Source organism: Pacificitalea manganoxidans (assembly GCF_002504165.1).
GTDB lineage: Bacteria > Pseudomonadota > Alphaproteobacteria > Rhodobacterales > Rhodobacteraceae > Pacificitalea > Pacificitalea manganoxidans.
Genome location: NZ_CP021405.1, coordinates 82,300 through 106,946, shown reverse-complemented (window position 1 = coordinate 106,946; position 24,647 = coordinate 82,300). Strand labels below are relative to the sequence as shown.

Below are 24,647 nucleotides of genomic sequence, written 5' to 3'. Positions count from 1 at the left end.
CGATGTCCACCGCGTTCAGCTTTGCCCCCACGCGCCGCCGCCGCCGCATCAGCCTGACGCCGATGATCGACGTGGTGTTTCTGCTGCTGATCTTCTTCATGCTGGTGTCGCGGTTCGGGGTCGAACGCGCGCTGCCCATCGTGCTGCCCGGCCCCGCGCCTGCGACCACGGCCTATGACGGCCCGCCGCGTCTGGTGGCCATCGGGGCGGATACGCTGCGGCTGAACGGCGCGCCGACCTCGCTTGCCACCCTGCCGGACGCGCTGCGCGCGCTGATGCAGGCCCCCGACGACCTGATCGTTCTGCGCGCAGAGGACGGCGCCAATCTGCAAATGCTGGTGACGGTGATGGAGGCGCTCAGCCGCGCGGGCCTGTCGCGGCTGGTGGTGGTGGAATAGCGATGCGCCGGTTTCGATTCACCCCCGACGCGGCCCGCGCCCCCACCCGTGAAAGCACGGTGCCGATGATTAACATCGTGTTCCTGCTGCTGATCTTCTTTCTCATCACCGCACAGATCGCGCCGCCCGCGCCCTTTGCCGTGACCCCGCCTGCCGCCAACAGCGCCGCTGCGGAAAATTCCGACGGGCCGCTGATCCTGCATCTCGATGCTGCGGGCACGCCCGGCTTTGTCAGCCCCGAAGGCCCCGCCAATGGGGATGCCGCGCTCGCCGCGCTGGCCGCTGCGCGCGCCGCCTGCCCCGACTGCACCCTGACGCTGCGCGCCGACCGCGCCGCCCCGGCCCGGACGCTGGCGGCGCTGCTGCCGCGCCTGACTGCCATGGGGTTTGCGCAGGTGGATCTGGCCACGCGGGCCGCCACGCCGTGAGGGCGGCGGGGTTCGGTCTGTGCCTGCTGCTTGCGGTCGGGCTGCATGTGGCGGTGGCGCTGCGGTTCGATCCCGTGACGGGGGGCAGCGCGGCGGCGGGCGATGAGGGGCGCGCGCTGGTGTCGCTTGCCGCCGCGCCGGAACAGATCGCCGCCCTTGTCCACCGCTGGGACACGCCGCCCGATCCCGTGCCAGCTGCGCCAACAGCACCGGCTCAGCCCGACGCGACCCTTCCTGACACCGCCCCCCCAGAGGCCGCAACATCCGACACCGCGCCCGCCGCACCAGCTCTGCCGTTATTGGCCCAACCGATGGCAGAGGCCCCTGCCCTGCCCGACCGCGCCATGGCACAGACCGCCGCGCCCCGCGATGCGCCGCGCCGGTCGCCGCGCCCGCCCGCGCGGCCTGATCCCGTATCGCAGCCACAATCGCAGCCCACATCGCAGCCCCGCCGCACGCCCCCGGACCAGCCGGCCTCACAGTCCAGCCAACCCGCGCAACCGGCGCAACGCGCGTCCGGCAGCGGCGGCGGCGCGGCGGCGGGCGCGCGGCAACAGGACCGCGCCGCGACGCTCAGCCCCGCGCAACAGCAAAGCCTGCAGGCCCGCTGGGGCGCGCGCATCCGGCAACAGATCGAACGCCGCAAACGCTATCCCCGCGCCGCGCGGGGGGCGACGGGGCGGGCTGTGGTCATGGTGACGGTGGCGCGCGACGGCGGTCTGCGCGGCGTCAGTCTGGCCGCCAGCGCCGGGCATCCCGCGCTCGATCAGGCGGCGGTGCAATCGGTGCGCGCCGCCGGGCGCTTTCCCGCCGCGCCGCAGGGGCTTGGCGCGCCCAGCTACAGCTTCCGCCTGCCCATTGGGTTTGACCGCTGATGCCCCGCCGCGCTGTTGACGCTAACGGCAGCCCGTCCTATCCGCGCAGATATCGCCGCCTCAGCCCCGCCGGGAGCCGCCCATGACTGTCCAAGCTGAATTCCTGACCACCCTCGGGCGGCTGACCCGCGGAATCCGCAAACGCTTTGACGCGCGGGCGAAATCCGAGGAACTGACCTATTCCCGCGCGCAAGCGCTGCTCAACGTCGCGCAGCAGGAAGGCCGGACCCAGACCCAGATCGCCGAGGAACTGGCCATCGAAACGCCAACGCTCAACCGGACCCTCGATGCGCTGGAGAAAGCCGACCTGATCGAACGGCGCACCGCCGCGCAGGACCGGCGGCTGCGCCATGTGTTCCTGACCGCCTATGCCCGCCGCCGCGCCGATAAGATCCTGTCATTTACCGAAGACCTGCGCGACGAACTGTTCCGCGACATCCCGCAGGCAGAGCTGGAGCAGGCACTGGCGGTGCTGGCGCGGGTGCTCGACAATCTCGACCAGATGGAGGAGGAGCCAGATCCCCTCCGCCGCCGCGCCCGCGACGAAGGCTAGCGCTCAGCCGCTCGGCAATTCATGGCGCGACGGGCGCAGCCGCAGCAGCCACACGAACACCAGCGTCAGCGCCAGAAACGCCGCACTGCCCGGACTGGTGAGGAAAATCATCGGATCGCCCTTCGACACGATCAGCGACCGACGCAGGAATTCTTCCAGATAGGGGCCCAGGATCACCCCCATCAGCATCGGCACGATCGGGTAGCCGAAGCGCCGCAGCGCAAAGGCAAACGCCCCAATCGCCAGCGCCATCCACATCTGAAACGCGGAAAACGACGACGCGAACACCCCCACCATCGAAATCATCGCGATGAACGCATAGAGCACCCCGCGATTGATCCGCGACAGCCGGATATAGAGCGGCCCGAACAGCAGCACTGACAAAAACACAAAGACCGAGGCGACGAACAGCGCCGCGAACATCGGCGCGATGACATCGACATTCTCGGTCAGCAGCGCCGGTCCCGGCACCAGCCCGTGAATGAGCAGCACGCCAAAAATGATCGCGGTGACCGCATCCCCTGGAATTCCCATCGTCAGCAGCGGAATGATCGCGCCGCCGCACATGGCGTTGTTGGCGGCCTCGGACGCGGCCAGCCCCTCGTGACTGCCCTGCCCGAATTTTTCGGGATGGCGGGAACTGCGCTTGGCCTCCGCATAGGCGATGAACGACGCCATCGACGCGCCGCCGCCCGGCAGCATCCCGATCAGCACGCCGATGACGGAGCTTTTGACATAGGTGACGGGGCCGATCTCGCGCAGGGTCGCCCGGCTGGGCACGAAATCGCGCCGCTTCAGCTTGGGCATCCCGGCAGCCTCGGCCTGCGTCAGCCGCGCGGGCGTCGCCGCCTGCACCAGCAATTCGCAGACCGCAAACAGCCCGATCACCGCAGGCAGCAGCCCGATCCCTTCGACAAGGTGGTAACTGTCGAAATCGAACCGCCCCTGCGGCAGCATCGGGTCGATCCCGACGGTTGAAATCATCAACCCCAGCGCCATCGCCATGCCCGCTTTCCACAGCGAACCGCGCGCCACGATGGTCACGGTGATGACCGCCAGCAGCACCAGCGAAAACTTGTCCGGCGTGCGAAACAGCAGCGCCAATTCGCTGATCGGCTGCGCCAGCAGCATCAGCACCAGCGCCCCGATCATCCCGCCGATAGACGACGCAAACGCATCGAGCCCCAGCGCCTGCGCGCCGTGGCCCTGCTTCATCAACGCATGTCCATCAAGGCTGGTGATCGCGCCCGATGGCGCGCCGGGAATGTTGACCGTGATCCCGGTGATCGAGCCGGCATAGATGCCCGACATGTAGATGCCCATCACCATGACCAGCGCGTTCACCACTTCCATGCCGAAGGTGAAGGGCAGCAGCAGCGCGATGGCCAGTGTCGCGGTCAGCCCCGGAATGGCGCCGAACAGCAGGCCCAGCATGAACCCCCCGACAAGGTAGAGAAACGTCTGCGGCACCAGCAGCGCGGCAAAGCCCTGCGCAAGATCGAAGAACATCTCAGAAGCTCCAGCCGGGCAGGAACAGATCGAACAGCCGCACGAAAAACAGCCAGCCGAACACGGTGATCGCGGCGGCGGTCAGCGCCGAATAGATCAGCGCCCGCCCCCAGCGGCCCAGTTCCTCGTAGTTGAAATATAGCGCGATCGCAAAGGTATAGACCCCCGCCGACACCGCGTAGCCCGCATAGGGAAACGCCGCGACGAACACGACCGTCAGTGCCACGACGACAAGCGGCCCGACCAATCCGATCCGCCGGACATGGGGTGAACCCGCGTCCAATTCGGTGACCACCTCATCGGGCGCGCGGCGCATTTCCATGAACAGGATGCGCAGCGCGGCGATATAGACAAAGCCGCACAGGATCACCGGCAAAAACGCCGCGCCCGGCTCTCCGCCCCGGCCAAAGGGCATCCCCAGTTCCGGGATCTGGCTGGCATAGACGGTGTTCAGAACCAGCAGCACCAGCGCAAATATCGCGTGGCTGTTGAAGGGTTTCGTATGCGGCACTTGGAGGTTTCCTGCGGGAGGGACAGGTGCGGCCCGCCCTGCCCCGCGCCGGCCTGCCAGATGCGGCAAGCGGACGGGGCTGCGGGCGGGCCGCGCTTTTACACGGGGCGACGCAAGGCGCTTACTTCTCGAGGATGCCCTGTTCGACCAGCGCGTCGATCAGCGCAAACGCTTTCTCCTGCTGCGCTTCGACATAGGCGGCGGTATCGGCACCGTTCATCCACACCGCACCCATTGCGGTTTCCTCGGCCTTTTGCTGGAATTCGGGCATGTCGAACACTTTGGCAAAGCCCTCTTCCAGCGCTGCCGCTTGCGCGTCGTCGATCCCGGCGGGCGCCGCGATCAGGCGGAAGCTGCCCCACACCACGTCATAGCCCGCCTCTTTGAAGGTCGGCACGTCAGGCAGGAATTCGCTGCGCTCGTCGGCCATCACGGCCAGCACTTTCGCCTGACCGGATTCCACCGCCGGATAGGCCGCCGAGGCCGACAGAGACGCGGCATCGGTTTCCCCCGACAACAGCGCCTCGCGCTGCGGGCCGGAGCCGTCGGGATAGGGCACATGCTGCACCTCGATCCCCGCCGCATCCGCGAAATCCAGCGCGGGCAGATGCCACACGCCGCCCGACCCCACGTTGGAGATCGACAGCTCGCCCGGCGTTTCCTTGGCGGCGGCGACGAAATCTTCCAGCGTGTCATAGGGCGAATCCGCCGCCACGGCGAGCACGGTCGGGTGCACGGTCACCGACCCCAGATAGCGCAGTTCATCGGTCGAATAGCCCGGCACCAGTTCGTAATAGGGCACCGTAATCACGCTGTCCCATGTGAGCGAGCCGATGGTGTAGCCATCGGGCCGCGCCTTCATCAGCCGCAGCGTGCCAACGCCGCTCTGCGCGCCGGTGATGTTTTGGGTGTTGATACCGACGCCCAACGGCGTTTCGGCAAAATTCATGAAGGTCCGCATCACGGTGTCGGTGCCGCCCCCGGCGCTCCACGGCATGATATGGGTCAGATCCTTCTCGGGATAGTCCTGCGCGTGCGCCGCGCCGCCGATCAGCGGCAGCGCCAGCGCCAGACCCGCCAGCGCGGTCTTCGTCTTGGTCAGCATTGTCATGGTGAACACCTTTCTCTTCCCCCTATGCGGGGCCCTGTTGATCCGGGCGCATCTTGCGCACGCCCGGCCTTGGTGGTCGCGCCCTACCCCATCCAGCGGCGGACGGGCGCCTGCGCCTCTTCGAGAGGCTGACAGATCACATCGATCAAGGTCGGGCCGTCATAGGCGACCGCCTCCTTCATGACCGCTTCCAACTGCGCCGGGTCTTCGACCCGCCACGATTTCACACCGTAGGCCGCGGCAACAGCGGCCTGATCGGTGCGATTGAATTCGACATTATAATAGCGGGCACCGCAATCGTCATGTTGACTGGCCTTGATCCAACCAAAATTCGAATTCGAGAACACGATATAGGTGATCGGCGCCCGCGCCCGCGTCACCGTCTCCAATTCACCGCAGGTAAACCCGAACGACCCATCGCCCATCAGCGCCACGACCTTGCTGTCGGGCCGCCCGAACCACGCACCCAAAGCAGCAGATAGCGAATACCCCAACGCGCCATGCGCCCGGTTGGTGATGAATTGCCGCCCCGCGCGCGGCAGCGTGTAATAGGCCGAGAAATACGGGCAGGACGTGCCCGGATCGGACACCACCGTCGCATCGTCGGGCAGCACCCGCTGCAACGTGGCGATCACCCGTTCGGGCCGGATCGGCGCGCTGTCCGATTGCGCCAGCGCGTCGAATTTCTCGAACTTGCGCCGCCGGATATCGGCCACATGCGCCGCCCCGCCGAATTTCTGTTCGGTGCCATCGCGGCGGTCCAATTCGGCGTTCAGCGCCTCCAGCGACAGGCGCAGGTCGCCCGGAACGCCGACCTCGGTCTGCAACACCGCGCCGATCACCATCGGGTCCACATCGAAATGCACGATCCGCGTGCCCGGCTTCGGCGCTTCCCAGCGCGACGTCGTCGTCGACCCCGCGCGGCACCCCATGAAGATCACCAGATCCGCGCCGGCCATCGCCTCCCATGTCTCATCCGTGCCCCCGTTGGAGCCGACGACACCCACGCAATTGGGATGCGTCTCGGCAAGGCTCCCCTGCCCCGAAATCGACGTCGCCACAGGAATATCCAGCCGTGATGCCAGCCGGTCCAGCGCATCCATCGCCCCCGAAATGACGACCCCGCCGCCGCAGACGATCAGCGGCGATTTTGCTGACAGGATCGCTTCGGCCGCCGCTTCGATCGCATCAGGCGCGGGGCCGGTGCGATAGGCCGGGTAGCTCGCCAGCTGCGGATCGGCCCAGATGTCATCGGCGGGCACCGCGTCATACTGAATGTCATAGGGCAGCCCCAGATGCGCGGCGCCAGACCGGCCCGTGGTCATCGCGCGGAATGCCTTGCGCACCATGCGCGGGATGTGATCGGCGCGCTTGATGACCGTGTTCCATTTGGTCAGCGGACGCATCAGCGCCTCCTGATCCACCTCGGTCAGCGGATAGCGCCCGTAGGAGCCGACCGACACATCCGTGGTGATCCCCAGCACGGCGTAGGAGCTTTCGCTCGCCTCGATCAGCCCCGGCAGAATATAGGTTGCGCCACCGCCCGACGGCCCCTCGCACACGCCCACGCGGCCCGTCACCCGGCTATAGGCATCGGCCATATACGCGGCGGAGCGTTCGTCGCGGGTCAGCGTATGGGTGATGCCATGGTCGAGCTTCAGCATCGCGTCGTAAAACGGCAGCGTCGTGTCGCCGCAAAGCCCAAAGATATGTTTGACCCCGTGCGCCTGCAGGCTGCGCACCATCGCCTCGGCCCCGTTGAGAGAGTTGGTCACCGCTGGTCCTTTCGCGTCTCGGCCCGGCGGTGCGCGTCGCGGCGCCCGTTCAACGGACCTTGGCATTCTGATCTGTATACAGACCATTATACAGATACGGACACAAATCAATTGCCTTTCCCGGCACAGCGGGTATTTTCAAAAGCGGATCAGCCAAAGCCGCGCAACTGTCTGGAAAACAATGACAAAGCAGCCCGCCAGAAAATCCGGCACTGCCCGCGCGCAGGCCACAGGCCTCGCGCGGCAGGCGCGTGACGCCAGCCCCCCTGCCCCGGAATCAGCAAAAACCGCAGCCGCGCCACGCCGACGCGCGGCCCCGTCGGAGGGCGAAAGCGGAACGGTCGATCGCGTCTATCGGCGGGTCAAGGAGATGGCGGCAAGCTATGAGTTCAAGCCGGACGAACGCCTGAACGAAAGCGCCCTGTCGGTGCAGCTCGACACCTCTCGCACCCCGCTGAGGGAGGCGCTGAACAGGCTGTCCGCCGAGGGGTTTTTGACATTTCGCCCCGGTCAGGGCTTCTTCTGCCGGTCGCTCAACCCGACCGAAATCATGGATCTCTACGAGGCCCGTGCCGCCATCGAAAGCGAAAGCGCCCGCCTCGCTGCCCGCCGCGCCACACCCGCGCAGGTGGACGATTTGCAAGCGTTCCTCGAAAGCTCGGCGCACAGCTACAGCCCCGGTGCCTCGCCGGTGGAACTGGTCCGGCTTGACGAGGCCTTCCACACCCGGCTTGCCGCGCTCGCGCAGAATGCGGAACTGTCCCGCCTGCTGGAAAACGTCAATGGACGCATTCAGTATGTCCGGCTGATCGATCTACAATCGCTCAGCGAACGGGACGGCCCGCAGGCCATCACCACCGAGCCGCATCTTCAGATCCTAGACGCCGTGCGCGCAGGCGATGAGGAACGCGCCGCCGCCCAGATGCGCACCCATATCTCCCGCCGGTTGGAGGAGGTCACACAGAACGTCCGTATGGCGTTTTCCCGCATATACGCGCCCTGACGGCCTCCTCCCACGCCGGGTATAGCGCGGGAGGAGTTAACGAAGCGTTGCGCGGCTCAGAGCGTCGCCAGAAATCCGTCGATCCCGGCCTGTGCCACATCCTGATCCTGCGCGGGCGTGCCGGAGCTGACCCCGATGCCGCCCACGACCGCGCCGTCGACGATCACCGGCAGGCCACCGCCCACCACCATCAACCGACCCCCAATCGCGGAGGCGATGCCATAGGCCGGCGCGCCGGGCTGGCTGGCGCTGCCATAGTCATGCGTCGCCTTCTTTGCCGCCGACGCGGTAAAGCTTTTATCGATGGCGATGGTGCTCGACGTGACCTTGCCGCCCTCCATCCGCTCGAACGCGATCAGGTTGCCGCCCTCGTCAGTGATCGCGATGCACATGGGCACGCCGATCTCATCCGCCCGCGCGCGGGCATGAGCCAGCAACACGCGCGCGTCGTCCAGATCCAACCGTTTGATAGTAATCATGTTTTTCTCCTGAATTCTGGGTCAACCGCCCTTCGCGGCCCGGCGCGCGGCATGCAGCAGCGGCTCGGTATAGCCCGAAGGCTGCGCCGCCCCGGCAAAGATCAGATCCCGCGCGGCATTGAACGCCACCCCATCGAAACCGGGCGCCATCGGGGTATAGTTCGGATCGTCGGCATTTTGCGCATCGACCTTCGGCGCCATCCGCCGCAGTGCCGCGTCGACCTCATCGGCGGTGCAGATGCCATGCAGCAGCCAGTTGGCCAGATATTGCGAGGAAATGCGCAGCGTAGCGCGGTCTTCCATCAGGGCGATGTCATTGATATCGGGCACTTTCGAGCAGCCAACCCCCTGATCGACCCAGCGCACCACATAGCCCAGGATCGACTGGCAGGCATTGTCCAATTCGTGCTGAACCTCGGCATCCGACAGGTTGCGACCTTCCAGTAGCGGCAAGGTCAGCAAGGCGCTGCGCGAGGCCGCCTCGCGCGATTTCAGCGCGTCCTGAACCTCGAAGACATTTACCTGATGGTAATGGGTGGCGTGCAAGGTTGCTGCGGTGGGCGACGGCACCCATGCGGTGTTGGCGCCGGCTTTCGGATGGCCGATCTTGGCCTCCAGCATGTCGGCCATCCGGTCCGGCTTCGCCCACATGCCCTTGCCGATCTGGCCGTGCCCCTGCAGCCCGGCGGCCAGCCCGGCATCCACATTGCCCGCCTCATAGGCGGACAGCCACGCCGCGCCCTGCATCTCGCCCTTCGGGATCACGGGCCCGGCCTGCATGGAGGTATGAATTTCGTCGCCGGTCCGGTCGAGGAACCCGGTATTGATAAACACGCAGCGGTTTTTCACCGCCGCAATACAGGCCAGCAGATTGGCCGAGGTGCGCCGCTCTTCGTCCATCACGCCCAGCTTGACGGTATATTCCGGCAGGCCCAGCATCTGTTCGACCCGACCATAAAGCGTATCGGCAAAGGCAACCTCCTCCGGCCCGTGCATCTTGGGCTTGACCACATAGACCGATCCGGCGCGGGAATTGCGGTTCTCGGCCCGCTTCAGGTCATGCATGGCGGCGGCCACGGTCATGGCCGCGTCCAGCATGCCCTCCGGCGTTTCCTGCCCGTCCAGCAGCACCGCGTCGGTGGTCATCAGATGGCCCACATTGCGGACCAGCAGAACGGCGCGCCCCGGATGGGTCACCTCCTGCCCCGATGCGTCCGTATAGGTCACGTCAGGGTTCAGACGGCGGGTAATAACCTCCCCGCCCTTTTCAAAGCGCTCTTCCAGATCGCCGCGCATCAGGCCAAGCCAATTGGCGTAAACGACGCATTTGTCTTCGGCATCCACCGCCGCGACGCTGTCTTCGCAATCCTGAATCGCGGTCAGCGCGCTTTCCAGACGCAGATCCGCAATCCCTGCCGGATCGGATGCGCCGATCTCGCTGTCGCGGTCGATGACGATCTCTATCAGCAGACCGTTCACGCGCAGATAGATGCGCCCTGCCCCGCCATGCCCGACGAACTGCGCGGGATCGGCCAGCGCGGTGTCGCCCGCGCCCGTTGTCACCTGCAACCCGGCCTCGGTCACCTGCAACGCGGTGACATCCGCCCAACGGCCCGCCGCCAAGGGCGCGACCTGATCCAGATGCGCGCGACCCCACGCGATCACCTCGGCCCCGCGCGCGGCGTCATAGCCCCGGCCCTGCGGCACCCCTGCAATCGCATCGGTGCCGTACAGCGCATCATAGAGCGACCCCCAGCGCGCATTCGCGGCGTTCAGCGCGAACCGCGCGTTCATCACCGGCACGACAAGCTGCGGCCCCGCGATGCTGGCGATCTCCGGATCGACATTTTGGGTCTCGACGGCGAAAGGCGCGGGCTCCGGCTGGAGATAGCTGATCTGTTCCAGAAACGCGCGGTAGCCTTCGGCATCATGGGGCTGCCCCCGCCGCGCGACGTGCCATTCGTCGATCTGCCGCTGGAGCCGCTCGCGGGTTTCCAGCAGCGCGGCGTTCTGCGGCATCAGATCGCGCAGCAGCGCGGCATAGCCCGCCCAGAATTCATCCGGGGTGACACCGGTCAACAGGCCGCCTTCGACCAATTCGGCCAGCGGGGTTGCGACGGACAGACCGTGACGGTCGACATAACGGGTCATGAGACACCTCTTGTTCATTGCTGCGCCGGGGATAGCAGCCGCGATGCGGACTTGTGAGGGATGGAAAAATGTTTTCCACTGTGTGGAAAGCCTGTCCGGAGCCCCCATGACCAGCCCCAAACCCGACGGCGTGCAATCCGTCGCGCGCGCCCTGACCCTGTTGCAGTTGCTGGCCCGCTCGGATGACGGTCACCGGGTCAGCGATCTGGCGCGCGAGGCCGGGCTGGCCGTGTCCACCACCCACCGGCTGCTGACGACATTGGAACATCACGGCTTTGCCCAGTTCGCCCCCGAAGACGCCCTGTGGCATGTCGGGCGCGAGGCGTTCGCCACAGGCGCGGCCTTTGCGCGGCGGCGGAATTTCGTCGCACCCGCGCTGCCATTCCTGCGCCGCCTGCGCGATGACACCCGCGAAACCGCCAATCTCGGCATTCTCGATCACGATCAGCTGGTCACCATATCGCAGGTCGAAAGCCGCGAGATCATGCGGGCGATCTCGCCCCCGGGCGGGCAGGTGCCGGTGTTCTGTTCCGGCATGGGCAAGGCCATTTTGGCAAGTTGGGACGACGCCGCGATTGCCGCCTTTGCCAACCGCAACGGATTTCATCCACTGACCCGGCATTCCCACCGCACGCTCGACACGGCGTTGGAGGATATCGCCCGCATCCGCACCCGTGGCTTTGCGATCGATGACGAAGAACACGTCACCGGCCTGCGCTGTGTCGCCGCTGTCGTCTGGTCGCCGCAGGGCGAAGCCGCCTGCGCGATTTCCGTCTCCGGGCTTGCCGCGCGCCTTGGGTCGGAGCGGATCGACACGATCGGGGCCCAGGTCCGGCGCGCCGCCGACGATCTGACCGCGCGGCTTGGCGGCTACGCGCCGGGCTGAACCGTAACAAGCTGCCGCTCGGACAGCACCGCCTCCCCACACCAGCGATAGGCACAGGGCTGGTCGGGGTAGTCCAGACATGCCGCGTTCGGCGCCTCGATCCGCGGCGCATCTTGCATTTTGTAATGCCCGATCAGAACCGGCGGCGCATCCGCAGGGTATAGCGTGATCTCTGGCGCGTGGGGCAGGGGGCCGATTGGCAACTGCGCCGGATCAGGCACGGACAGCGCGGCCTCGGCCCAAGTCTTCGCCGCAGACCGCCACCACGCGATGCGCACCCGGTCCCGGCGATGGCCATGCGCATCGACGAAACCGTGCCCGGCGGGCAGTGCGATCTCCGGCCCGGTCAGAAGCGTATCGACCGCGCGGGCAAAGGGCGTCGTCTTCGCCGCGACCTCGGCCAGATCCTCCGCGCGCAGCCGCGCATCGGGACGCCGCGCGGCAATCACGTCAATCGCGGGCTGGTTCCAGCAGGCATGGACCAGCCGCAATCCGCCCAGATCCAGCCAAAGCGGCAGGCTCAGGAACCAGTCGGTCCACTCCAGCGCGGCGGGCGTCGCGGTGCCGAACGCCTCGACAAAGCTGCGATGCTGCGCGGCGTTCTTTCCGCCGCGCGTGCGCAAGGGCACCCCATCCACGCCCAGCCGGTGATAGAGAATGGCGTTAAGCTCATGGTTACCCATCACCGCCACACCACCGCGCGCCACCAGATCACGCACACGGGTCAGGACCGCCGCATCATCGGGGCAGGGGGTCGATGCGCCGGCGTCTATGAAATCCCCAAGGAAGGCCAGCGGCCCCGGTTCGAGCATCCGCAATGTCGCCTCCAGCCGCGCGGGATCGGCATGCAGATCGGGAATGACGGTCCAAGTTTGGGTCATAGACTACTTTCACCAGCAGGGCAGGGGGCAGTTGACAGCTGTCAACTCTACAAAAAAACGTTATTTTTCAATGTATTAGACGGACGCGCGCCACAGTCTGAACCGTTTCTGCCCGGTCACTTCGCGGGCAAGCCCACGCGCCTCGAACAAGGCAAGGTTACGCTCGGCCGCATCGCGGGAGCAGCCAACGCTTTGCTGCGCGGCTTCCGCCGACAGCACCGGCGCGGAGGCCAGCGCCGCGATCAGGCGCGGCGGGGTGCGGCCCGACAGATCCTCGGTCGCCGCGCGCGCGCGGTCCTCCCATGCCGATAGCGCGTCCAGCGCCATGAGCGCCGACAGACATCCGCGCCGCACGCCGCCCAGCCATGTTTGCAACAGATCGCTGGCGGTTGCAGCGGGCATATGGGCATCGCCGCCCGCCCGCGCAATCGGCACAAAGGCCAAGCCCCCGCGCAGATCCTCCGCTGCGATCAGCCCGGCGATGGTGCCGGATTCCAGCGCGTCGCCGGGGGCCGACAGACCCAGACCCTGCCACAGATGATGCGCGAACCCGGCACGGGTCAGCGGGTGCGCCCGCTTCATCCGCGACAGCGCGTGATCCCATCGGTGGGCGAGGGCAGCGAAACCTTCGCCCTCGGGCCGCTGTGCCAGATCGCCAAGCGCGCCCTCGGCCTGAAGCTGACGATTGAGGAACTCCGACAGCCCACCAGACCGGGGCGTACGCCCGGATCGCAACCGCCGCACCGCCCATGTCGCACCGCGCAGGACGCGTGCGTCATCCTCCGCCAGTCCCGCATGAAGCATCTCTGCCAGAGCCAGCCGCCCCGGCGTCAGGTTCGCCCCCGACAGCGTGGCAAGCGCTTCGGCCTCCTCCAGCGCAAGCCGGTGGATCAGGCCGGGATCGCGCCCGCGCAAACGTTCGTCTAGCCGCGCCACCTCGGCCGCCGCATCGACCAGGGCACGGCCAAGGCCAGCCTCGGCATCGCGCCATGCCTTGGGCGAGGGCAGGGCGGTCGCCGTGGCACGCGGGCCGGGCATCCGCCAGACGGGATCGGGAATAGGGCTGCTCATAGGATCGTTCTACCGGCCACGGGGGCACGGCGCCAGCCTGCGGATGCCGCCCGGATCAACACCATGATTTCATGCGATTTTCCGTAGAGTTGACAGCTGTCAACCGCCGCGCACCCGGATCGCGGATTGGGAAAGGGCAGGGCAGGGGGCTCATGCCGCGCGCCCTTCGACATTCATCAACGCCATGATCATCGGTCCGGGGGAGAACGCGCCCACGGCAGCCTTGTCGGTCAGCGCCCGCAGATAACCACCGGGGCTGCGAATATCGTCGGCGCGTTGCAGGATCGCGGCAAGGGTGATCGCGGCGACCTCCGGCCCCATCGCATCGCGCGCCAACTGCCATGCATCGGGACTGATCCCCAACATAGGCCGGACAAAATCGGCGGCCTCGACCAGATCATACCAGCTTCGGATGCCTTGCGGCACATAGTCGAGCAGATCGGGACAGGCCTTGGTCACCAGAAACAGCGGCAGCTTGGGCGGCGCGCCCGTAACTGCACCTGTGCCCTGCATCTCGCCTGTGCTGTCCACCGGACGGGGCGCATCGGCCCCCGCCGCCTCTTCCTGTTCTAAGGAAGGTTCAAGATCATATAGGTTTCTGTTTGAATATTGTATGTGCCGCTCATTTGCGCCGTCATTGCCGCTCATTTCTTCTGTCTGATCGGCACAGTCGGTGGTCGCTGGCTCCAGCAATGCGGTCACGTCGCGCAGCAGCGCCGCCGTATCGCGCACCATATCCCGAAGCGCGTCGGCATCGAGCTTCCGCCGCAGGGCCCGTTGCGACAGCCGCACACGGTCCTCCAGCGCATCCCAGTTCGCAGCCACCGTCTCGCGCCCGAAGGGGATCAGCTTGGCCGCGTCGCGCAGCTGAAGCACGCAGGTCTCGCGCAGGCGTTTGAGACGCAGAGCGGCTGCTTTGGCCTCCCGCGCCGCATTGGCGATTTCCCCCGCGCGCAGCAGAAGCGGACGCAGATCGAAGCCGAACGCCCGCGTCACCGCCCCGCCCGCGTCCCGCGCGGCGTAGCGTTTGCCGTTGGGGCTGTCGTGGCGCAGGATCAGCCGGGCACGGACCAGCGCGCCCAGATGGCGACGCAGGGTGCTTTCGGCCATGCCATGCGCCCGTTCCGCCAGCGCGGCATTCGATGGAAACACGATGGTGCCCTCGCCCTCGGCCAAGGACGCGTGCTGATGGAAGCTCAGAAGCGCCGACAGAACCGTCAGATCCCGGTCGCTGATGCCAAAGGCCACGCGGCCCGCGGTCAGATCGCGGAAAATACTCCATTTGTCCGGTCCCTCTTGCGGGAGCGGAGCATGGGCCAGCGCCTGAGCCTCGATCAGCTCAGCCGTCACCGGCCGCCGCCCAAAGGGCGTCGTTGAAATATGCTGCATGTCGTATCACGACGGGCAAAGAAAACCTGTCCGCAGAGTCACATGCGGTTGACAGTTCTCGACTGTCAGGGCTAGTTTCGAAGTGCGAGAACGAAACGGCCTCTCGGGATGTGATGTCCTGGGGGGTCTTTCTTTATCCGGGGTTCGTGCCTCCTGTGTCTCGTTGCCTCAATCCGGCGGGTTGATCCCGCTTCATTCGCCGCGCTCGTTCAGAAAGTCGCGGTGAATCTTGTCCAGATGCTTCAACAGCCAATCGTCGAAGCCACCCGATTTGTTGATCGTCAAAACCGTGCTGCGCCCGCTCTGGCTGACGCGCCCCAGCGGCGTGCCATCCGCACCGGTGAGGGCGCGCGGGGCGGGGCGAACCTTGGCCGGTTTCGGCGGGGCGGGGCGGTGCGCGGGGTCAAGCCCGTCATACACCACTTGGAACCTGTCATCGGAGCTGTCGCCCGCGGCCATGGCGCAGATTTCGGCCACGGGCCGGTCGCCCAACCGTTCGGCAAGCGCCATCCAGCGATCCCGCCCAACCGACGGCGCGGCGCCGATGGCGTGGATGATGTCGACGGGCACCGCCTCCGTCACCCGCATCATCCGGCTGATGACGGTTTTGTCGATATGCAGCGCGTCGCAAATCACCTTGCGGTCGAAATTCGCCTCGGCCATCTGGCGGGCGAAATTGGCCTTTTCGATAAAGGTCAGGTTTTTGCGCGCGGTGTTTTCCTGCCCCTGCGCCACGATCAGATCGCGGTCATTGAGGTCGCGGATCATCGCCTTGACCGGCAGGCCCAGCTGTTTCAGCGCGATCACCCGGCGACGGCCATAGACGATCTCGTAACGGCCTTCGTAATTGGGCGAATGGCGCAGCAGCACCGGCACCTGTTGGCCGTATTCCCGGATACTCTCCTTGAGCGCCGCGATGCCTGCGGGATCTTCGTCCAGCCGGTCGCGCAGGCCCGCGTCATCGACCATATCGGAGGGCACTTCCGACAGGGCGCGGGTGCGCAGATCGGCGATGGATTGGCTGACCGCGCCGATGGCGCCCGTCGTCCGCCGGGGCGTGGCCGGTTTGGCCGCGCCGGGGGTGGCGGCGGTCGGGTTGGTCAGATTGTCGAGCAGGTTCTTACGAGCCATCAACGCCCCCATGCTTGCTGAATGAGACCCTCGATTTCGCCATTCACGGCGTTGAGGCTTTCGAGCGCGCGCTCGTAGGTGGCACGGGTGAACTGCGCCTTTTCCACCTCATAGAGGGTCTGTTTGGTGATGCCGGCATCCGAGATCGCGGTGGATTTCAGCGCCGGATGGTTCAGCACATGCTCCCCGAACAGCGACCGCATGAAGCTGACCATCTGGTTTTGCGGCCCGTCGCCCGGCTCATAGCGGGTCACGAGGTAACGCAGCCAGTCATAGGACATGTCGCCGCCCGCCTCCGCCACCACGCCCAGCAGGTTGGAGGTCATCAGCAGGAACTGGCACATCGACATCACGTCGAGCATCTGCGGATGCACGGTGACCAGCACCGCCGTCGCCGCCGACAGCGCCGACATGGTCAGAAAGCCCAGTTGCGGCGGGCAGTCGATGACCACGATGTCATAGTCGTTTTCGATCTCGGCCAGTTTTTCGCCCACGCGGGTAAAGAACAGCTGCCCCGACCGCGCCGCCAGCACGCGTGGTGTGTCATGCTCGAATTCCATCAGGTCGAGATTGCCGGGGATGATATCGAGATTGGTGAAATAGGTTTTCTGGATCACGTCGCGCAGGGGCACCGGATCGTCATAGCGGATCGCGTCGTAAAGCGTGCCGCCGTCGATCAGATCGAATTCCGGCTGAAACCCGTGCAGGGCCGAGAAGCTCGCCTGTGGATCGAGATCGATCGCCAGAACGCGGTAGCCGTCGAGCGCCAGTTTCTGCGCCAGATGGGCCGAGGTCGTCGTTTTGCCCGACCCGCCCTTGAAATTGATGACCGAGATGACCTGCAAATGGTCGCCCTCGCGGCGGCCGGGCAGGTAGGTGCCGGGGGCTTTCGCGCCCTTTTCCAGCATTTCGCGCAGGGCTTGGATGTCGCGGGGGCTATACCAGCGGCGGCCACCGGCACGGATCTCCGGCTCCGGTCCGCGCCCGTCGAGGTGCAGTTTGCGCAGATAGGCATCCTTCACGCCGAGCAGGTCCGCCACCTCGCCAGAGGTGAATTTCCGCAGCTCGCGCCGGGCATTCGGTGGGAACAGTTGCGTGCGATGGGCTTGCAACCGTTCCGACAGATTTGCAGCATGTTGGCCGACCAATAGGTCGATCCGCGCCTGTTCCGACATCTTCTGCCCTCGTTCGCCGACCGTATGTTACGCTATTCGGCGTCATATTCTTTTCTTTCCGTAAGTAATGACCTTAGCGGCGGGGCTCTGGCAAGATGATTCTGGCCGGATACCGCCCGGAATGGGGCATTTTATCCACAGATGTCAGGGGTTGTGTCCGATTGACGCCATGCGCGCAGGTCTGAAGCCCGCAGCGGCGGCGCTCACGGGCGCGTGATTCGAGCGAAGGGCGCGGGCCGGGCGCCTCGCTTGATCGCGGGCATTTGCGCTTAGGTCGAGGCAGTGCGCCACTCCTAGGCTGTCATGTAAGCGCAACGGCAGCCTGCCCGTGGGGTGGCGTTGAAACGGTCGAGCAGTGCACTTTATGGTGCCACGAACCTCCCCCGCTCCGGGGTCAGCGTGAGGTGGTAAAGCGCCAGCCCGCAGGGACGGGCAGGCGCTCGCCCGCGCGCTTCGCTTGTTCGCGGGCGGGGGGTGTGCTTTTCGGCGCAAGCGGCCCTAGCGGCGGTGGTGTTTTTCGCTGCTTCTGACGTGGTTCGCGGGTGGCCGCGCTCTCCGTGAATGCAGCTAGGTTTCTATGCCCAGTCGCCCTAGGTGCAACGTGAGCCTGCCCGTGGGGTGGCGCTGGGACGGTCGAGCAGTGCACTTTATGGTGCCACGAACCTCCCCCGTTCCGAGGTCAGCGCGAGGTGACAAAGCGCCAGCCCGCAGGGACGGGCAGGCGCTGGCCCGCGCGCTTCGCTTGTTCGCGGGCTGTGGTGCGCCGTTCGGGGGGGATTGCGGCTTTGTGTGGGACCGCGTTGATAGTCCAACCGTCATCTGCGCCTACGGCGCGGGGTGGCACAAAAAACCCCGCCCCGGCGGGTTGCACGGGGCGGGGTGGGGTCTCACTAAGCTGCGAACCTGCGCCGGATCAGGCGGCGTCGCGCTCGTGGCGGCCTTCGCGGACTTCCTCGATGATCTTCGACACGAAGGCGTCCAGATCGTCAGGTTTGCGACTGGTGATGATGCCGCGGTCCGTGACGACCTCCGCATCCTGCCAGTTGCCGCCCGCGTTCTTCAGGTCGGTCTGGATGGAGGGGTAGGAGGTCACGTCGCGCCCGCGCACCACGTCCGCCTCGACCAGAAGCCACGGTCCGTGACAGATGGCGGCGATGATCTTGCCGCTGTCGTGGAACGCTTTGACCAGCGACACGGCCTCGGGGATCGTGCGCAGGATGTCGGGGTTTATCTGGCCACCCGGCAGCACCAGCGCGTGATAGTCATCGGCGCTGACATCGGACAGTTTGCGGTCGGCGGGGATGGTCTCGCCCCAGTTCTTTTCGTCCCAGCCCTTGATGGCGTCGCCCTCGGGGGAGACGATATGCACCTCGGCGCCGGCGTCCTTGAGCTTCTGGTGCGGAACCTTCAGTTCGGACTGCTCGAAGCCGTCGGTGGCGAGGATCAGGATCTTGGCGTCGGTGATAGCGGTCATGGAATGACTCCCTTATCAGCTGTGTGTCGCGGCGAGGCGCAGGATGTGGCGCGCCCCGCCTTCGACACCCAAACGGGCAGTCCCCCCGGCCTGTTCCACCGCGACCCCGCGTCAGGGGCGCGGCTCACGCAGGCGTGTAGTGCATCGCGGGATTATAGCGTGCGGATCGGCGCGCCCTCGGCCCAGGCACGGATGTCTTCGACCGTGTCGCGGTAGAACAGATCCCAAGTCGATTGGGTGACGTAGCCCAGATGCGGAGATAGCAGAAGCCGGTCGCCGAATTCCTCTGCCGCGGCACGCCACGGATCGTCGGCGGGCAGAGGCTCGGCCTCGTAGACATCGATGGCGGCGCTGGCGGGGCGGCCTGCGCGCAGCCCGTCAAACAGCGCGTCGCGCTCCACCAGCCCGGCGCGGGAGGTGTTGACGAAAAGCGCATCAGCAGGAAGCGCGGCAAAGGCGTCTGCCCCGATCAAGCCGCGGGTGCGATCCGACAGCACCATATGCACGCTCAGCACATCCGATTGCGCGGCCAGATCGGTGAGGCTGGCGGCGTGGATGGCGCCGCCCTCCTCCGCGCGTTCGGGCGTGAGGTTCGGCGACCATGCGGCGACCTCCATGCCAAAGGCGCGGCCAAGTTTCGCCATCTGCTGCCCGATGGAGCCAAGCCCCACAAGCCCAAGCCGCAGCCCGGCCAGATCACGGCCCAGACCATTCTGGAAGCCGCCCGCGCGCAGGTCATTCGCTTCGGGCACGATGCGGCGGGACTGGGCAAGGATCAGCGTCATCGCGAATTCGGAGGTCGTGGTTTTACGCGACCGGGTGCCGCAGACCGTCACCCCCGCCGCGCGCGCCGCGTCGAGATCGATGGACAGGTTGCGCGGCCCGGTGGTGACCAGCAGTTTCAGCGCGGGCAGGACGGCAAAGGCATCGGCGCCGAAGGGCATCCGTTCGCGCATGATGCAGATCACGTCGAATTCTGCCAGCGCGGCATGATCGCTTAGGTTTTCGCGGAATACAGTGATGTCGGCACCGAGGTCACGTTCCAGCCCGGCCCAGTCGGCGCAATCGCGCGCGGTGCCGGACCAGTCATCGAGAATGGCGATCTTCATGGGGTGTCCTTTTTCCATTTGAGCACGCGCGCGACGATCGGTGCGCCAAGGATGACGACGACGATGCGCAGGATATGATGGGTCACGACAAAGGCCAGATCGGCCCCCGCGACGATGGTCAGGATCGCCATTTCCGCCTGTCCGCCGGGGGCGAAGCTGAGCAGCGCCTCGACCGCGGGCGCCCAGCCCAGCAGGGTCGCGGTTTCGGCAAAGACGAGGGCGATCACGCCCAGAATGGCACAAAACAGCAGGCCCGCCAGCACATCGATGCGCAATTCGCGCCATGTGACGCCGGTATATTTCGCCCCGATGGCCGCGCCGATGAAGAACTGCGCGAAAACGATGGCGATGGCGGGGGGGCGGTGTTCAATGAACCCGGCAAGGCTAAGCATGGCGGTGGCAATGAGCGGCCCGAGGATCGACGCGCCGAACAGGCCCGCACGCTCCGCCACTTTCCAGCCGATCAGCGCGGCGGCGGCCATCAGCAGAAGCTCCCGCACCGGAATATCGGCCACCGCCGCACCCACCGCCCCGTCAAGCGTCTGCCCGTAGACATGGGTGATGACGAAAGGCACGAAGGTCACGATGATAAGCACGCGGGTGGCATGGACGAGCGACAGCGCGCGGATGTCGGCGCCTGCCTCCTCGCCGAAAATCACCATATCCTGAAGCCCGCCGGGCATAGCGGCGTAGAAGGCGGTGGGCCCGTCGAATTTCATCACCCGGCGGAAAAACGGGTAGCCCACCAGCCCAATCACCGCGATGAACAGCGGCACCAGCGCGGCGGAATAGGCCATGTTGGGCAGGCGGTGGACCAGTTCGGGGGTGATCGAGCTGCCGACCGCGACACCGAGGATCGAGCGCATGCCGGTGTTGACCGGGCCCATATCCTTGAGCTTCAGCCCCGACAGCGCGGCGATGAGACAGACAAAGAGCGGCCCCAGCAGATAGGGCAGCGGCCAGTCGAAAAAGAGCCAGATCGCCACGCCCACCGCCGACAGCGCCAAGGTCACGGCGCGGCGCACATGGCGCTGATGGGCGGGATTGCGGAGCAGGGCAGGGCGCATGGCAGGCTCTCTTGCCGGAGAAGGAAGGCGGGATGCACGGGCCGGGCACCGGCAGGAGCGGACCGGGAAAAAGGATGAGGCGGCACAGCGGTGCGTGACCTTCTGTATTTTATTGTATACAGTAAAATCCCGAGGCGGTGCAACCGTCGAAACTTATGATGTGCGGGGGATGAGGGGACCGGCTACAGGGGGGCGCGCCGTGGGTTTCGGTCACCGCGCCGCGTATGTTTCGTAATAGTGCTGCCGACCCGACGCCGATCAGACCGCCCGAGACAGACCGCCGACCCCGACCGCCAAGCGTGCTTGCACGACACCGCCCGCCCGACGACGATTGCCGCCAAAGCCGAGAGCCAGATGACGAAAGCCGATCCTCCCAAACTTCGCCTGCGGCTGCCCGATGAGGGCGGCGGCAATCGCGGTGCGGCGGTGTTCGCCGCGCTGCGGACCGGGCTGCGCGAGGGCGTGTTGCAGCCGGGCGACCGCCTGCGCGAAGAGGACGTGGCCGAGGCCCTGTCGGTCAGCCGCACCCCGGTGCGCGAGGCGTTCAACCGTCTGTTGGGCCGTAAACTGGTGGAGCGCAGCGCCGGGCGCGGGCTGGTCGTGCGGCGGCTCAGTCCCGGTGACATGTTCGAGGTCTACGCGATGCGCGAGGTGCTCGAAGGCGCGGCGGCCCGGTTCGCAGCGCAGCACCGCTCGGAGCCGGAACTGATGATGTTGCGCAGCCTGCATGACCGGTTCGCCGCGCTGCCGTCTGTCGCGGCGCTGAAGGCGAAAGAGGTCAATCTGCGGTTTCACGAGGCGATCCATGTCGCGGCGCGCAATCGGTTTCTGGATGCGGCGCTGGCGGAACTGACCGACACGCTGTCGCTGCTGGGCCCGACGACATTCTATCAGGGCGGGCGTTCGGGTCAGGTGATGGCCGAACATGCGGCGATACTGGACGCGATCGCGGCGCGCGACCCGGACCGGGCGGAGCAGACCTCGCGCATCCATATCCGCAATGCGCTGGCGGCGCGGCTCGACGGGTTCGACGGGCTGGGGGAGATGGGCCTGTCCGGTCCAGCACGCGACGGCGCGGAGGGTCCGGCATGACCGCGCCGCAGGTGACCGAATTCGGCAGGCTGCCCGATGGCACGCCGGTGCGAAACATCCGCCTGACCGGCGGCGGGCTGCGCGCGGATCTGCTGGATTACGGCGCGCGGCTGCGGGATCTGCGGCTGGCGGGGCAGGACGCGCCGCTGGTTCTGGGGGCCGATGAGGTGACGCCCTATCTGGACGCGATGAATTATTTCGGGGCCATTGTCGGGCGCTGCGCCAACCGAATTGGCGGCGCGGGTTTCGACCTAGGCGGCACCCGCCACGCGACACAGGCCAATGAGCCGGGGGTGACGCTGCATGGCGGGGCCGGGGGCGCGTCGGCCCGGATCTGGGAGGTGACGGCCCTGCGCGCGGATCGGGTGCGGTTCGCGTGGCTGTCGCCTGCGGGCGAGATGGGATTTCCCGGCACCCTGCGGGCGGAGGCGGAGATCGCGCTGGAGCCTGACGCGACGCTGGCGGTGACCCTGCGCGCGCGGACCGATGCGGCGACGCCCTGCAACTTTGCCCATCATAGTTATTTCCAACTGGGCGGGCCGGACCCCGTGCGGGACCCCGTGCCGGAGCACCGGCTGTGGATCGACGCGCCGCGCTATCTGCCGGTAGATGGGCGCGGCATCCCCGTCGCCGCGGCCCCCGCCGCGGTGGCGGGCACCCGGTTCGATTTCACCGCACCCGAGGGACGGGCGCTTGGGCGCGCGGGGATCGACCATAATTTCTGCCTGTCGGACGCGCCTGCCGGATCAGACGGGATGCGGCGGGTGGCGCGGGTGACCAGCGCCACGCGGGTGTTGGAGGTGGAGACGGACCAGCCCGGCCTTCAGGTCTATGACGGGCACGGGCTGCCCGAGATGACCGGGTTGGGCGGGCGGCGCTATGGCGCGTTCGCGGGACTGGCGCTGGAAACCCAAGGCTGGCCCGATGCGGTGAACCGGGGGGATTTTCCGCCTGTCATCCTGCGCCCCGGCGACACCTATCTGCACCGGGTCCGCTACCGGATCGCGGCGGTGTGACGGGGCTCAGCGCCCCTCGACGCTGACCTGATAGCTGCGGCGCGCGCCGGGCGGCGGCGGCGGAAACGGGGCAGCGCGGCGGATCAGTTGCACGGCGGCGCGGTCCAGCGCAGGCGAGCCGGAACTGCGCGCCACCCCGACCGACCCCAACCCGCCGCCGCCGGAGATCGAGAACGCGACCAGCGTCGCCCCGCGCCCGACGCCTTTGGGACGCGGCACGCGGGAGATCTGGCGCATGATGCTGCCGGGGTAGTTCGACGCTGCCGCGTTGCCCTGTTCGGTGCTGCTGCGCGACGCGCCGGAGGAGGCCGAGGCGCTGCGGGCGCTGCGCTGACCGGCGCTGCTGCCTTGGGTCGCGTTCCGGTCGGAATTGCCGCGCGGCTGGGCGGCCTTCTGTTGCTGGCGGGTGGCTTCGCGCGCTTGCTGCCGCTGGCGTTCCTCGGCGCGGGCCTGTTCCTGCTGGGCGGCCTGACGATCACGCCGGGCCTGTTCCTGCGCGCGGGCCTGCGCCACCTGATCGGGCATACGCGGCGGACGGCGGGACACGGCAACGGCGGTCGCGGGGGTGTCGGGCGCGGTATCCTGCGGCGCGGTGGTGTCGGTCTGCGGGGCCGGGCTGGGCGCAGGCGCCGGGGTCGGGATATCCGGCGTGTTGGGCACCGGCGCGGCCACGGCGGTGTCGATGCTGGGCGCGGGGGCCTCGGCCGGGGTGGGCATGGGCGCAGGCTGCGCCTGTTCGCGCGGCGCGGGAGGTTGCGCGGCGGGCGGCGCGTCAGCAGGTGCGGTTTCGGCGGGCGCGGGGGCAGGGGCCGCTTCGGCCTGTGGCGCGGGCGCGGGGGTCGGCTCCGGCGCCGGCGCGGCGGCGGGGGGCGGCGGCGTTTCGGCGGTCTCTGCCTCGGCACTGTCCGAGGTCAGCGTGCCCACCGCCATATCGGCAAAGCTGTTGCCAAGTTTGATATCGCTGCTGCCTGCCGCGCCCTCCGATTGGGGGGGCGGCTCCGACTGCACGAGCCAGACGGCCCCGGCCCCGTGGGCGATCAGCGACAGCCCGAAGGCGATGACATAGGCGCGTTTCATCCGGTGACCTCGATGGCGGTGTCGCTGCCCGGGCGCAGCGCGTCGATGCAGGCGCCGGGGGCGACGCCGGTGCAGGTGGGCGCCCCGTTGACCAGAACCTGACCCAGATCAGCGCAGGCGCGCCCCGGCACCGAGAACCGGCGCACGCGGGGCCGGTCCAGCGGCAGCGCGCCCATATCGAACAACATCAGCCGATCCAGCGTGCCTGCGGCATCGAACAGGGCGACCTCGTAGACCAAAGCGCCAACCGGCGCGGCCAGCCCGTTGCGCAGCACGAAGGTGAGCGTGCAGCTTCCGGCCTCATCCTGCGTGGTGTTGAGCGTGAGCGAGAGCGCCGGGGTCGAGGCCGAGGTCGATGTCGGGGTCGGGGCGGCATCCTGCGCGGCGGTCGCGGTGGCGCAAAGCGCGGCAAGCCCGACCCCGGCGGTCAAACGGCAAAGAAGCGAGGCGGTAACGGAACGCATACTGTGATCCTCGTGACTTGGG

At 67.1% G+C, this 24,647-nt stretch carries 24 protein-coding genes; 8 read left to right on the top strand and 16 right to left on the bottom strand.

Features of this window, described 5'->3' with window-relative positions:
* Positions 1-2 precede the first annotated feature (2 nt).
* The 4 genes from CBW24_RS15685 (at position 3) to CBW24_RS15670 (ending at position 2,254) form a co-directional block, all read left to right on the top strand.
* Entirely contained in the window at positions 3-398 is a 396-nt protein-coding gene (locus CBW24_RS15685; RefSeq protein WP_097374333.1) for an ExbD/TolR family protein, read from the top strand.
* A gap of 2 nt (positions 399-400) precedes the next feature.
* Positions 401-826: an ExbD/TolR family protein gene (locus CBW24_RS15680; protein ID WP_232530330.1), complete on the top strand. Its 426-nt coding sequence runs from the start codon at positions 401-403 to the stop codon at positions 824-826.
* Positions 823-1,701, top strand: a complete 879-nt coding sequence (locus CBW24_RS15675) for an energy transducer TonB family protein (protein ID WP_097374332.1) — start codon at positions 823-825, stop codon at positions 1,699-1,701. The genes CBW24_RS15680 and CBW24_RS15675 overlap by 4 nt, the downstream gene beginning before the upstream one ends.
* 82 nt (positions 1,702-1,783) lie before the next feature.
* Positions 1,784-2,254 (top strand): MarR family winged helix-turn-helix transcriptional regulator, encoded by a 471-nt coding sequence (locus CBW24_RS15670; protein WP_088664244.1) that lies wholly within the window; start codon positions 1,784-1,786, stop codon positions 2,252-2,254.
* Between the two features lie 3 nt (positions 2,255-2,257).
* On the opposite strand, the gene CBW24_RS15665 is transcribed toward CBW24_RS15670, so the two are convergent.
* The 4 genes from CBW24_RS15665 to CBW24_RS15650 all read right to left on the bottom strand — a co-directional run bounded on the left by CBW24_RS15665 (position 2,258) and on the right by CBW24_RS15650 (position 7,160).
* Entirely contained in the window at positions 2,258-3,763 is a 1,506-nt protein-coding gene (locus tag CBW24_RS15665) for a tripartite tricarboxylate transporter permease (RefSeq protein WP_097374331.1), read from the bottom strand.
* Between the two features lies 1 nt (position 3,764).
* Complete coding sequence (locus CBW24_RS15660; RefSeq protein ID WP_157773247.1) at positions 3,765-4,274, bottom strand: tripartite tricarboxylate transporter TctB family protein; 510 nt, start codon at positions 4,272-4,274, stop codon at positions 3,765-3,767.
* A 121-nt stretch (positions 4,275-4,395) separates the two neighbouring features.
* Complete coding sequence (locus CBW24_RS15655) at positions 4,396-5,385, bottom strand: Bug family tripartite tricarboxylate transporter substrate binding protein (protein WP_088664247.1); 990 nt, start codon at positions 5,383-5,385, stop codon at positions 4,396-4,398.
* Between the two features lie 83 nt (positions 5,386-5,468).
* Positions 5,469-7,160, bottom strand: coding sequence for a thiamine pyrophosphate-binding protein (locus CBW24_RS15650; protein WP_097374329.1), 1,692 nt, complete (start codon positions 7,158-7,160; stop codon positions 5,469-5,471).
* Between the two features lie 181 nt (positions 7,161-7,341).
* Between CBW24_RS15650 and CBW24_RS15645 the strand changes: the two genes are divergently transcribed.
* Positions 7,342-8,163, top strand: a complete 822-nt coding sequence (locus CBW24_RS15645) for a GntR family transcriptional regulator (RefSeq protein ID WP_097374328.1) — start codon at positions 7,342-7,344, stop codon at positions 8,161-8,163.
* Between the two features lie 56 nt (positions 8,164-8,219).
* Here the strand turns inward: CBW24_RS15645 and CBW24_RS15640 are convergent, their stop codons facing one another.
* A complete protein-coding gene (locus tag CBW24_RS15640; RefSeq protein WP_088664250.1) occupies positions 8,220-8,642 on the bottom strand; it encodes a GlcG/HbpS family heme-binding protein in 423 nt (140 codons plus the stop codon).
* 21 nt (positions 8,643-8,663) lie between these two features.
* Positions 8,664-10,793, bottom strand: a complete 2,130-nt coding sequence (locus CBW24_RS15635; RefSeq protein WP_097374327.1) for a malate synthase G — start codon at positions 10,791-10,793, stop codon at positions 8,664-8,666.
* Positions 10,794-10,899: 106 nt separating this feature from the next.
* Between CBW24_RS15635 and CBW24_RS15630 the strand changes: the two genes are divergently transcribed.
* Entirely contained in the window at positions 10,900-11,679 is a 780-nt protein-coding gene (locus tag CBW24_RS15630; RefSeq protein WP_088664252.1) for an IclR family transcriptional regulator, read from the top strand.
* Here the strand turns inward: CBW24_RS15630 and CBW24_RS15625 are convergent.
* From CBW24_RS15625 to CBW24_RS15590, 8 genes are all read right to left on the bottom strand, one after another.
* Positions 11,664-12,560 carry a metallophosphoesterase gene (locus tag CBW24_RS15625; RefSeq protein WP_097374326.1) on the bottom strand — a complete coding sequence of 299 codons (897 nt, stop codon included), beginning with the start codon at positions 12,558-12,560 and terminating at the stop codon, positions 11,664-11,666. The genes CBW24_RS15630 and CBW24_RS15625 overlap by 16 nt on opposite strands.
* A 75-nt stretch (positions 12,561-12,635) precedes the next feature.
* Positions 12,636-13,631, bottom strand: coding sequence for a hypothetical protein (locus tag CBW24_RS15620; protein ID WP_097374325.1), 996 nt, complete (start codon positions 13,629-13,631; stop codon positions 12,636-12,638).
* Between the two features lie 150 nt (positions 13,632-13,781).
* A complete protein-coding gene (gene repC, locus CBW24_RS15615; protein WP_097374324.1) occupies positions 13,782-15,020 on the bottom strand; it encodes a plasmid replication protein RepC in 1,239 nt (412 codons plus the stop codon).
* A 192-nt stretch (positions 15,021-15,212) separates the two neighbouring features.
* Positions 15,213-16,151, bottom strand: coding sequence for a plasmid partitioning protein RepB (repB, locus tag CBW24_RS15610; RefSeq protein WP_097374323.1), 939 nt, complete (start codon positions 16,149-16,151; stop codon positions 15,213-15,215).
* Positions 16,151-17,326 (bottom strand): plasmid partitioning protein RepA, encoded by a 1,176-nt coding sequence (repA, locus tag CBW24_RS15605; RefSeq protein ID WP_088664256.1) that lies wholly within the window; start codon positions 17,324-17,326, stop codon positions 16,151-16,153. Before repA ends, repB begins: the two co-directional genes overlap by 1 nt.
* A gap of 913 nt (positions 17,327-18,239) precedes the next feature.
* Positions 18,240-18,800 (bottom strand): type 1 glutamine amidotransferase domain-containing protein, encoded by a 561-nt coding sequence (locus tag CBW24_RS15600; RefSeq protein WP_097374322.1) that lies wholly within the window; start codon positions 18,798-18,800, stop codon positions 18,240-18,242.
* A 152-nt stretch (positions 18,801-18,952) separates the two neighbouring features.
* Positions 18,953-19,909 (bottom strand): D-2-hydroxyacid dehydrogenase family protein, encoded by a 957-nt coding sequence (locus CBW24_RS15595; protein ID WP_097374321.1) that lies wholly within the window; start codon positions 19,907-19,909, stop codon positions 18,953-18,955.
* The gene (locus CBW24_RS15590) at positions 19,906-20,976 is read right to left on the bottom strand and encodes an AbrB family protein (protein ID WP_097374320.1); all 1,071 of its coding nucleotides are present in this window, start codon (positions 20,974-20,976) and stop codon (positions 19,906-19,908) included. The genes CBW24_RS15595 and CBW24_RS15590 overlap by 4 nt, the downstream gene beginning before the upstream one ends.
* A 354-nt stretch (positions 20,977-21,330) precedes the next feature.
* On the opposite strand from CBW24_RS15590, the gene CBW24_RS15585 reads away from it, so the two are divergent.
* Both CBW24_RS15585 and CBW24_RS15580 read left to right on the top strand, forming a co-directional pair.
* Positions 21,331-22,068 carry a GntR family transcriptional regulator gene (locus CBW24_RS15585; protein WP_097374386.1) on the top strand — a complete coding sequence of 246 codons (738 nt, stop codon included), beginning with the start codon at positions 21,331-21,333 and terminating at the stop codon, positions 22,066-22,068.
* Entirely contained in the window at positions 22,065-23,084 is a 1,020-nt protein-coding gene (locus tag CBW24_RS15580) for an aldose epimerase family protein (protein ID WP_097374319.1), read from the top strand. Before CBW24_RS15585 ends, CBW24_RS15580 begins: the two co-directional genes overlap by 4 nt.
* 6 nt (positions 23,085-23,090) lie before the next feature.
* Here the strand turns inward: CBW24_RS15580 and CBW24_RS15575 are convergent, their stop codons facing one another.
* Together CBW24_RS15575 and CBW24_RS15570 are read right to left on the bottom strand one after the other, a co-directional pair.
* Positions 23,091-24,161 carry a TonB family protein gene (locus CBW24_RS15575; protein ID WP_097374318.1) on the bottom strand — a complete coding sequence of 357 codons (1,071 nt, stop codon included), beginning with the start codon at positions 24,159-24,161 and terminating at the stop codon, positions 23,091-23,093.
* Entirely contained in the window at positions 24,158-24,625 is a 468-nt protein-coding gene (locus tag CBW24_RS15570; protein WP_097374317.1) for a hypothetical protein, read from the bottom strand. The genes CBW24_RS15575 and CBW24_RS15570 overlap by 4 nt, the downstream gene beginning before the upstream one ends.
* Positions 24,626-24,647 lie beyond the last annotated feature (22 nt).

Excerpts from the sequence above, each read along its gene's own strand:
- CBW24_RS15570 (WP_097374317.1), bottom strand. The coding sequence starts at position 24,625 with ATGCGTTCCGTTACCGCCTCGCTTCTTTGCCGTTTGACCGCCGGGGTC.
- CBW24_RS15595 (WP_097374321.1), bottom strand. The coding sequence starts at position 19,909 with ATGAAGATCGCCATTCTCGATGACTGGTCCGGCACCGCGCGCGATTGC.
- CBW24_RS15625 (WP_097374326.1), bottom strand. The coding sequence starts at position 12,560 with ATGACCCAAACTTGGACCGTCATTCCCGATCTGCATGCCGATCCCGCG.
- CBW24_RS15670 (WP_088664244.1), top strand. The coding sequence starts at position 1,784 with ATGACTGTCCAAGCTGAATTCCTGACCACCCTCGGGCGGCTGACCCGC.
- CBW24_RS15585 (WP_097374386.1), top strand. The coding sequence starts at position 21,331 with ATGACGAAAGCCGATCCTCCCAAACTTCGCCTGCGGCTGCCCGATGAG.
- CBW24_RS15685 (WP_097374333.1), top strand. The coding sequence starts at position 3 with ATGTCCACCGCGTTCAGCTTTGCCCCCACGCGCCGCCGCCGCCGCATC.
- CBW24_RS15640 (WP_088664250.1), bottom strand. The coding sequence starts at position 8,642 with ATGATTACTATCAAACGGTTGGATCTGGACGACGCGCGCGTGTTGCTG.
- CBW24_RS15635 (WP_097374327.1), bottom strand. The coding sequence starts at position 10,793 with ATGACCCGTTATGTCGACCGTCACGGTCTGTCCGTCGCAACCCCGCTG.
- repC (WP_097374324.1), bottom strand. The coding sequence starts at position 15,020 with ATGCAGCATATTTCAACGACGCCCTTTGGGCGGCGGCCGGTGACGGCT.
- CBW24_RS15575 (WP_097374318.1), bottom strand. The coding sequence starts at position 24,161 with ATGAAACGCGCCTATGTCATCGCCTTCGGGCTGTCGCTGATCGCCCAC.
- CBW24_RS15655 (WP_088664247.1), bottom strand. The coding sequence starts at position 5,385 with ATGACAATGCTGACCAAGACGAAGACCGCGCTGGCGGGTCTGGCGCTG.
- CBW24_RS15665 (WP_097374331.1), bottom strand. The coding sequence starts at position 3,763 with ATGTTCTTCGATCTTGCGCAGGGCTTTGCCGCGCTGCTGGTGCCGCAG.
- CBW24_RS15680 (WP_232530330.1), top strand. The coding sequence starts at position 401 with ATGCGCCGGTTTCGATTCACCCCCGACGCGGCCCGCGCCCCCACCCGT.
- CBW24_RS15600 (WP_097374322.1), bottom strand. The coding sequence starts at position 18,800 with ATGACCGCTATCACCGACGCCAAGATCCTGATCCTCGCCACCGACGGC.
- CBW24_RS15630 (WP_088664252.1), top strand. The coding sequence starts at position 10,900 with ATGACCAGCCCCAAACCCGACGGCGTGCAATCCGTCGCGCGCGCCCTG.
- CBW24_RS15590 (WP_097374320.1), bottom strand. The coding sequence starts at position 20,976 with ATGCGCCCTGCCCTGCTCCGCAATCCCGCCCATCAGCGCCATGTGCGC.
- CBW24_RS15645 (WP_097374328.1), top strand. The coding sequence starts at position 7,342 with ATGACAAAGCAGCCCGCCAGAAAATCCGGCACTGCCCGCGCGCAGGCC.
- CBW24_RS15580 (WP_097374319.1), top strand. The coding sequence starts at position 22,065 with ATGACCGCGCCGCAGGTGACCGAATTCGGCAGGCTGCCCGATGGCACG.
- repA (WP_088664256.1), bottom strand. The coding sequence starts at position 17,326 with ATGTCGGAACAGGCGCGGATCGACCTATTGGTCGGCCAACATGCTGCA.
- repB (WP_097374323.1), bottom strand. The coding sequence starts at position 16,151 with ATGGCTCGTAAGAACCTGCTCGACAATCTGACCAACCCGACCGCCGCC.
- CBW24_RS15620 (WP_097374325.1), bottom strand. The coding sequence starts at position 13,631 with ATGAGCAGCCCTATTCCCGATCCCGTCTGGCGGATGCCCGGCCCGCGT.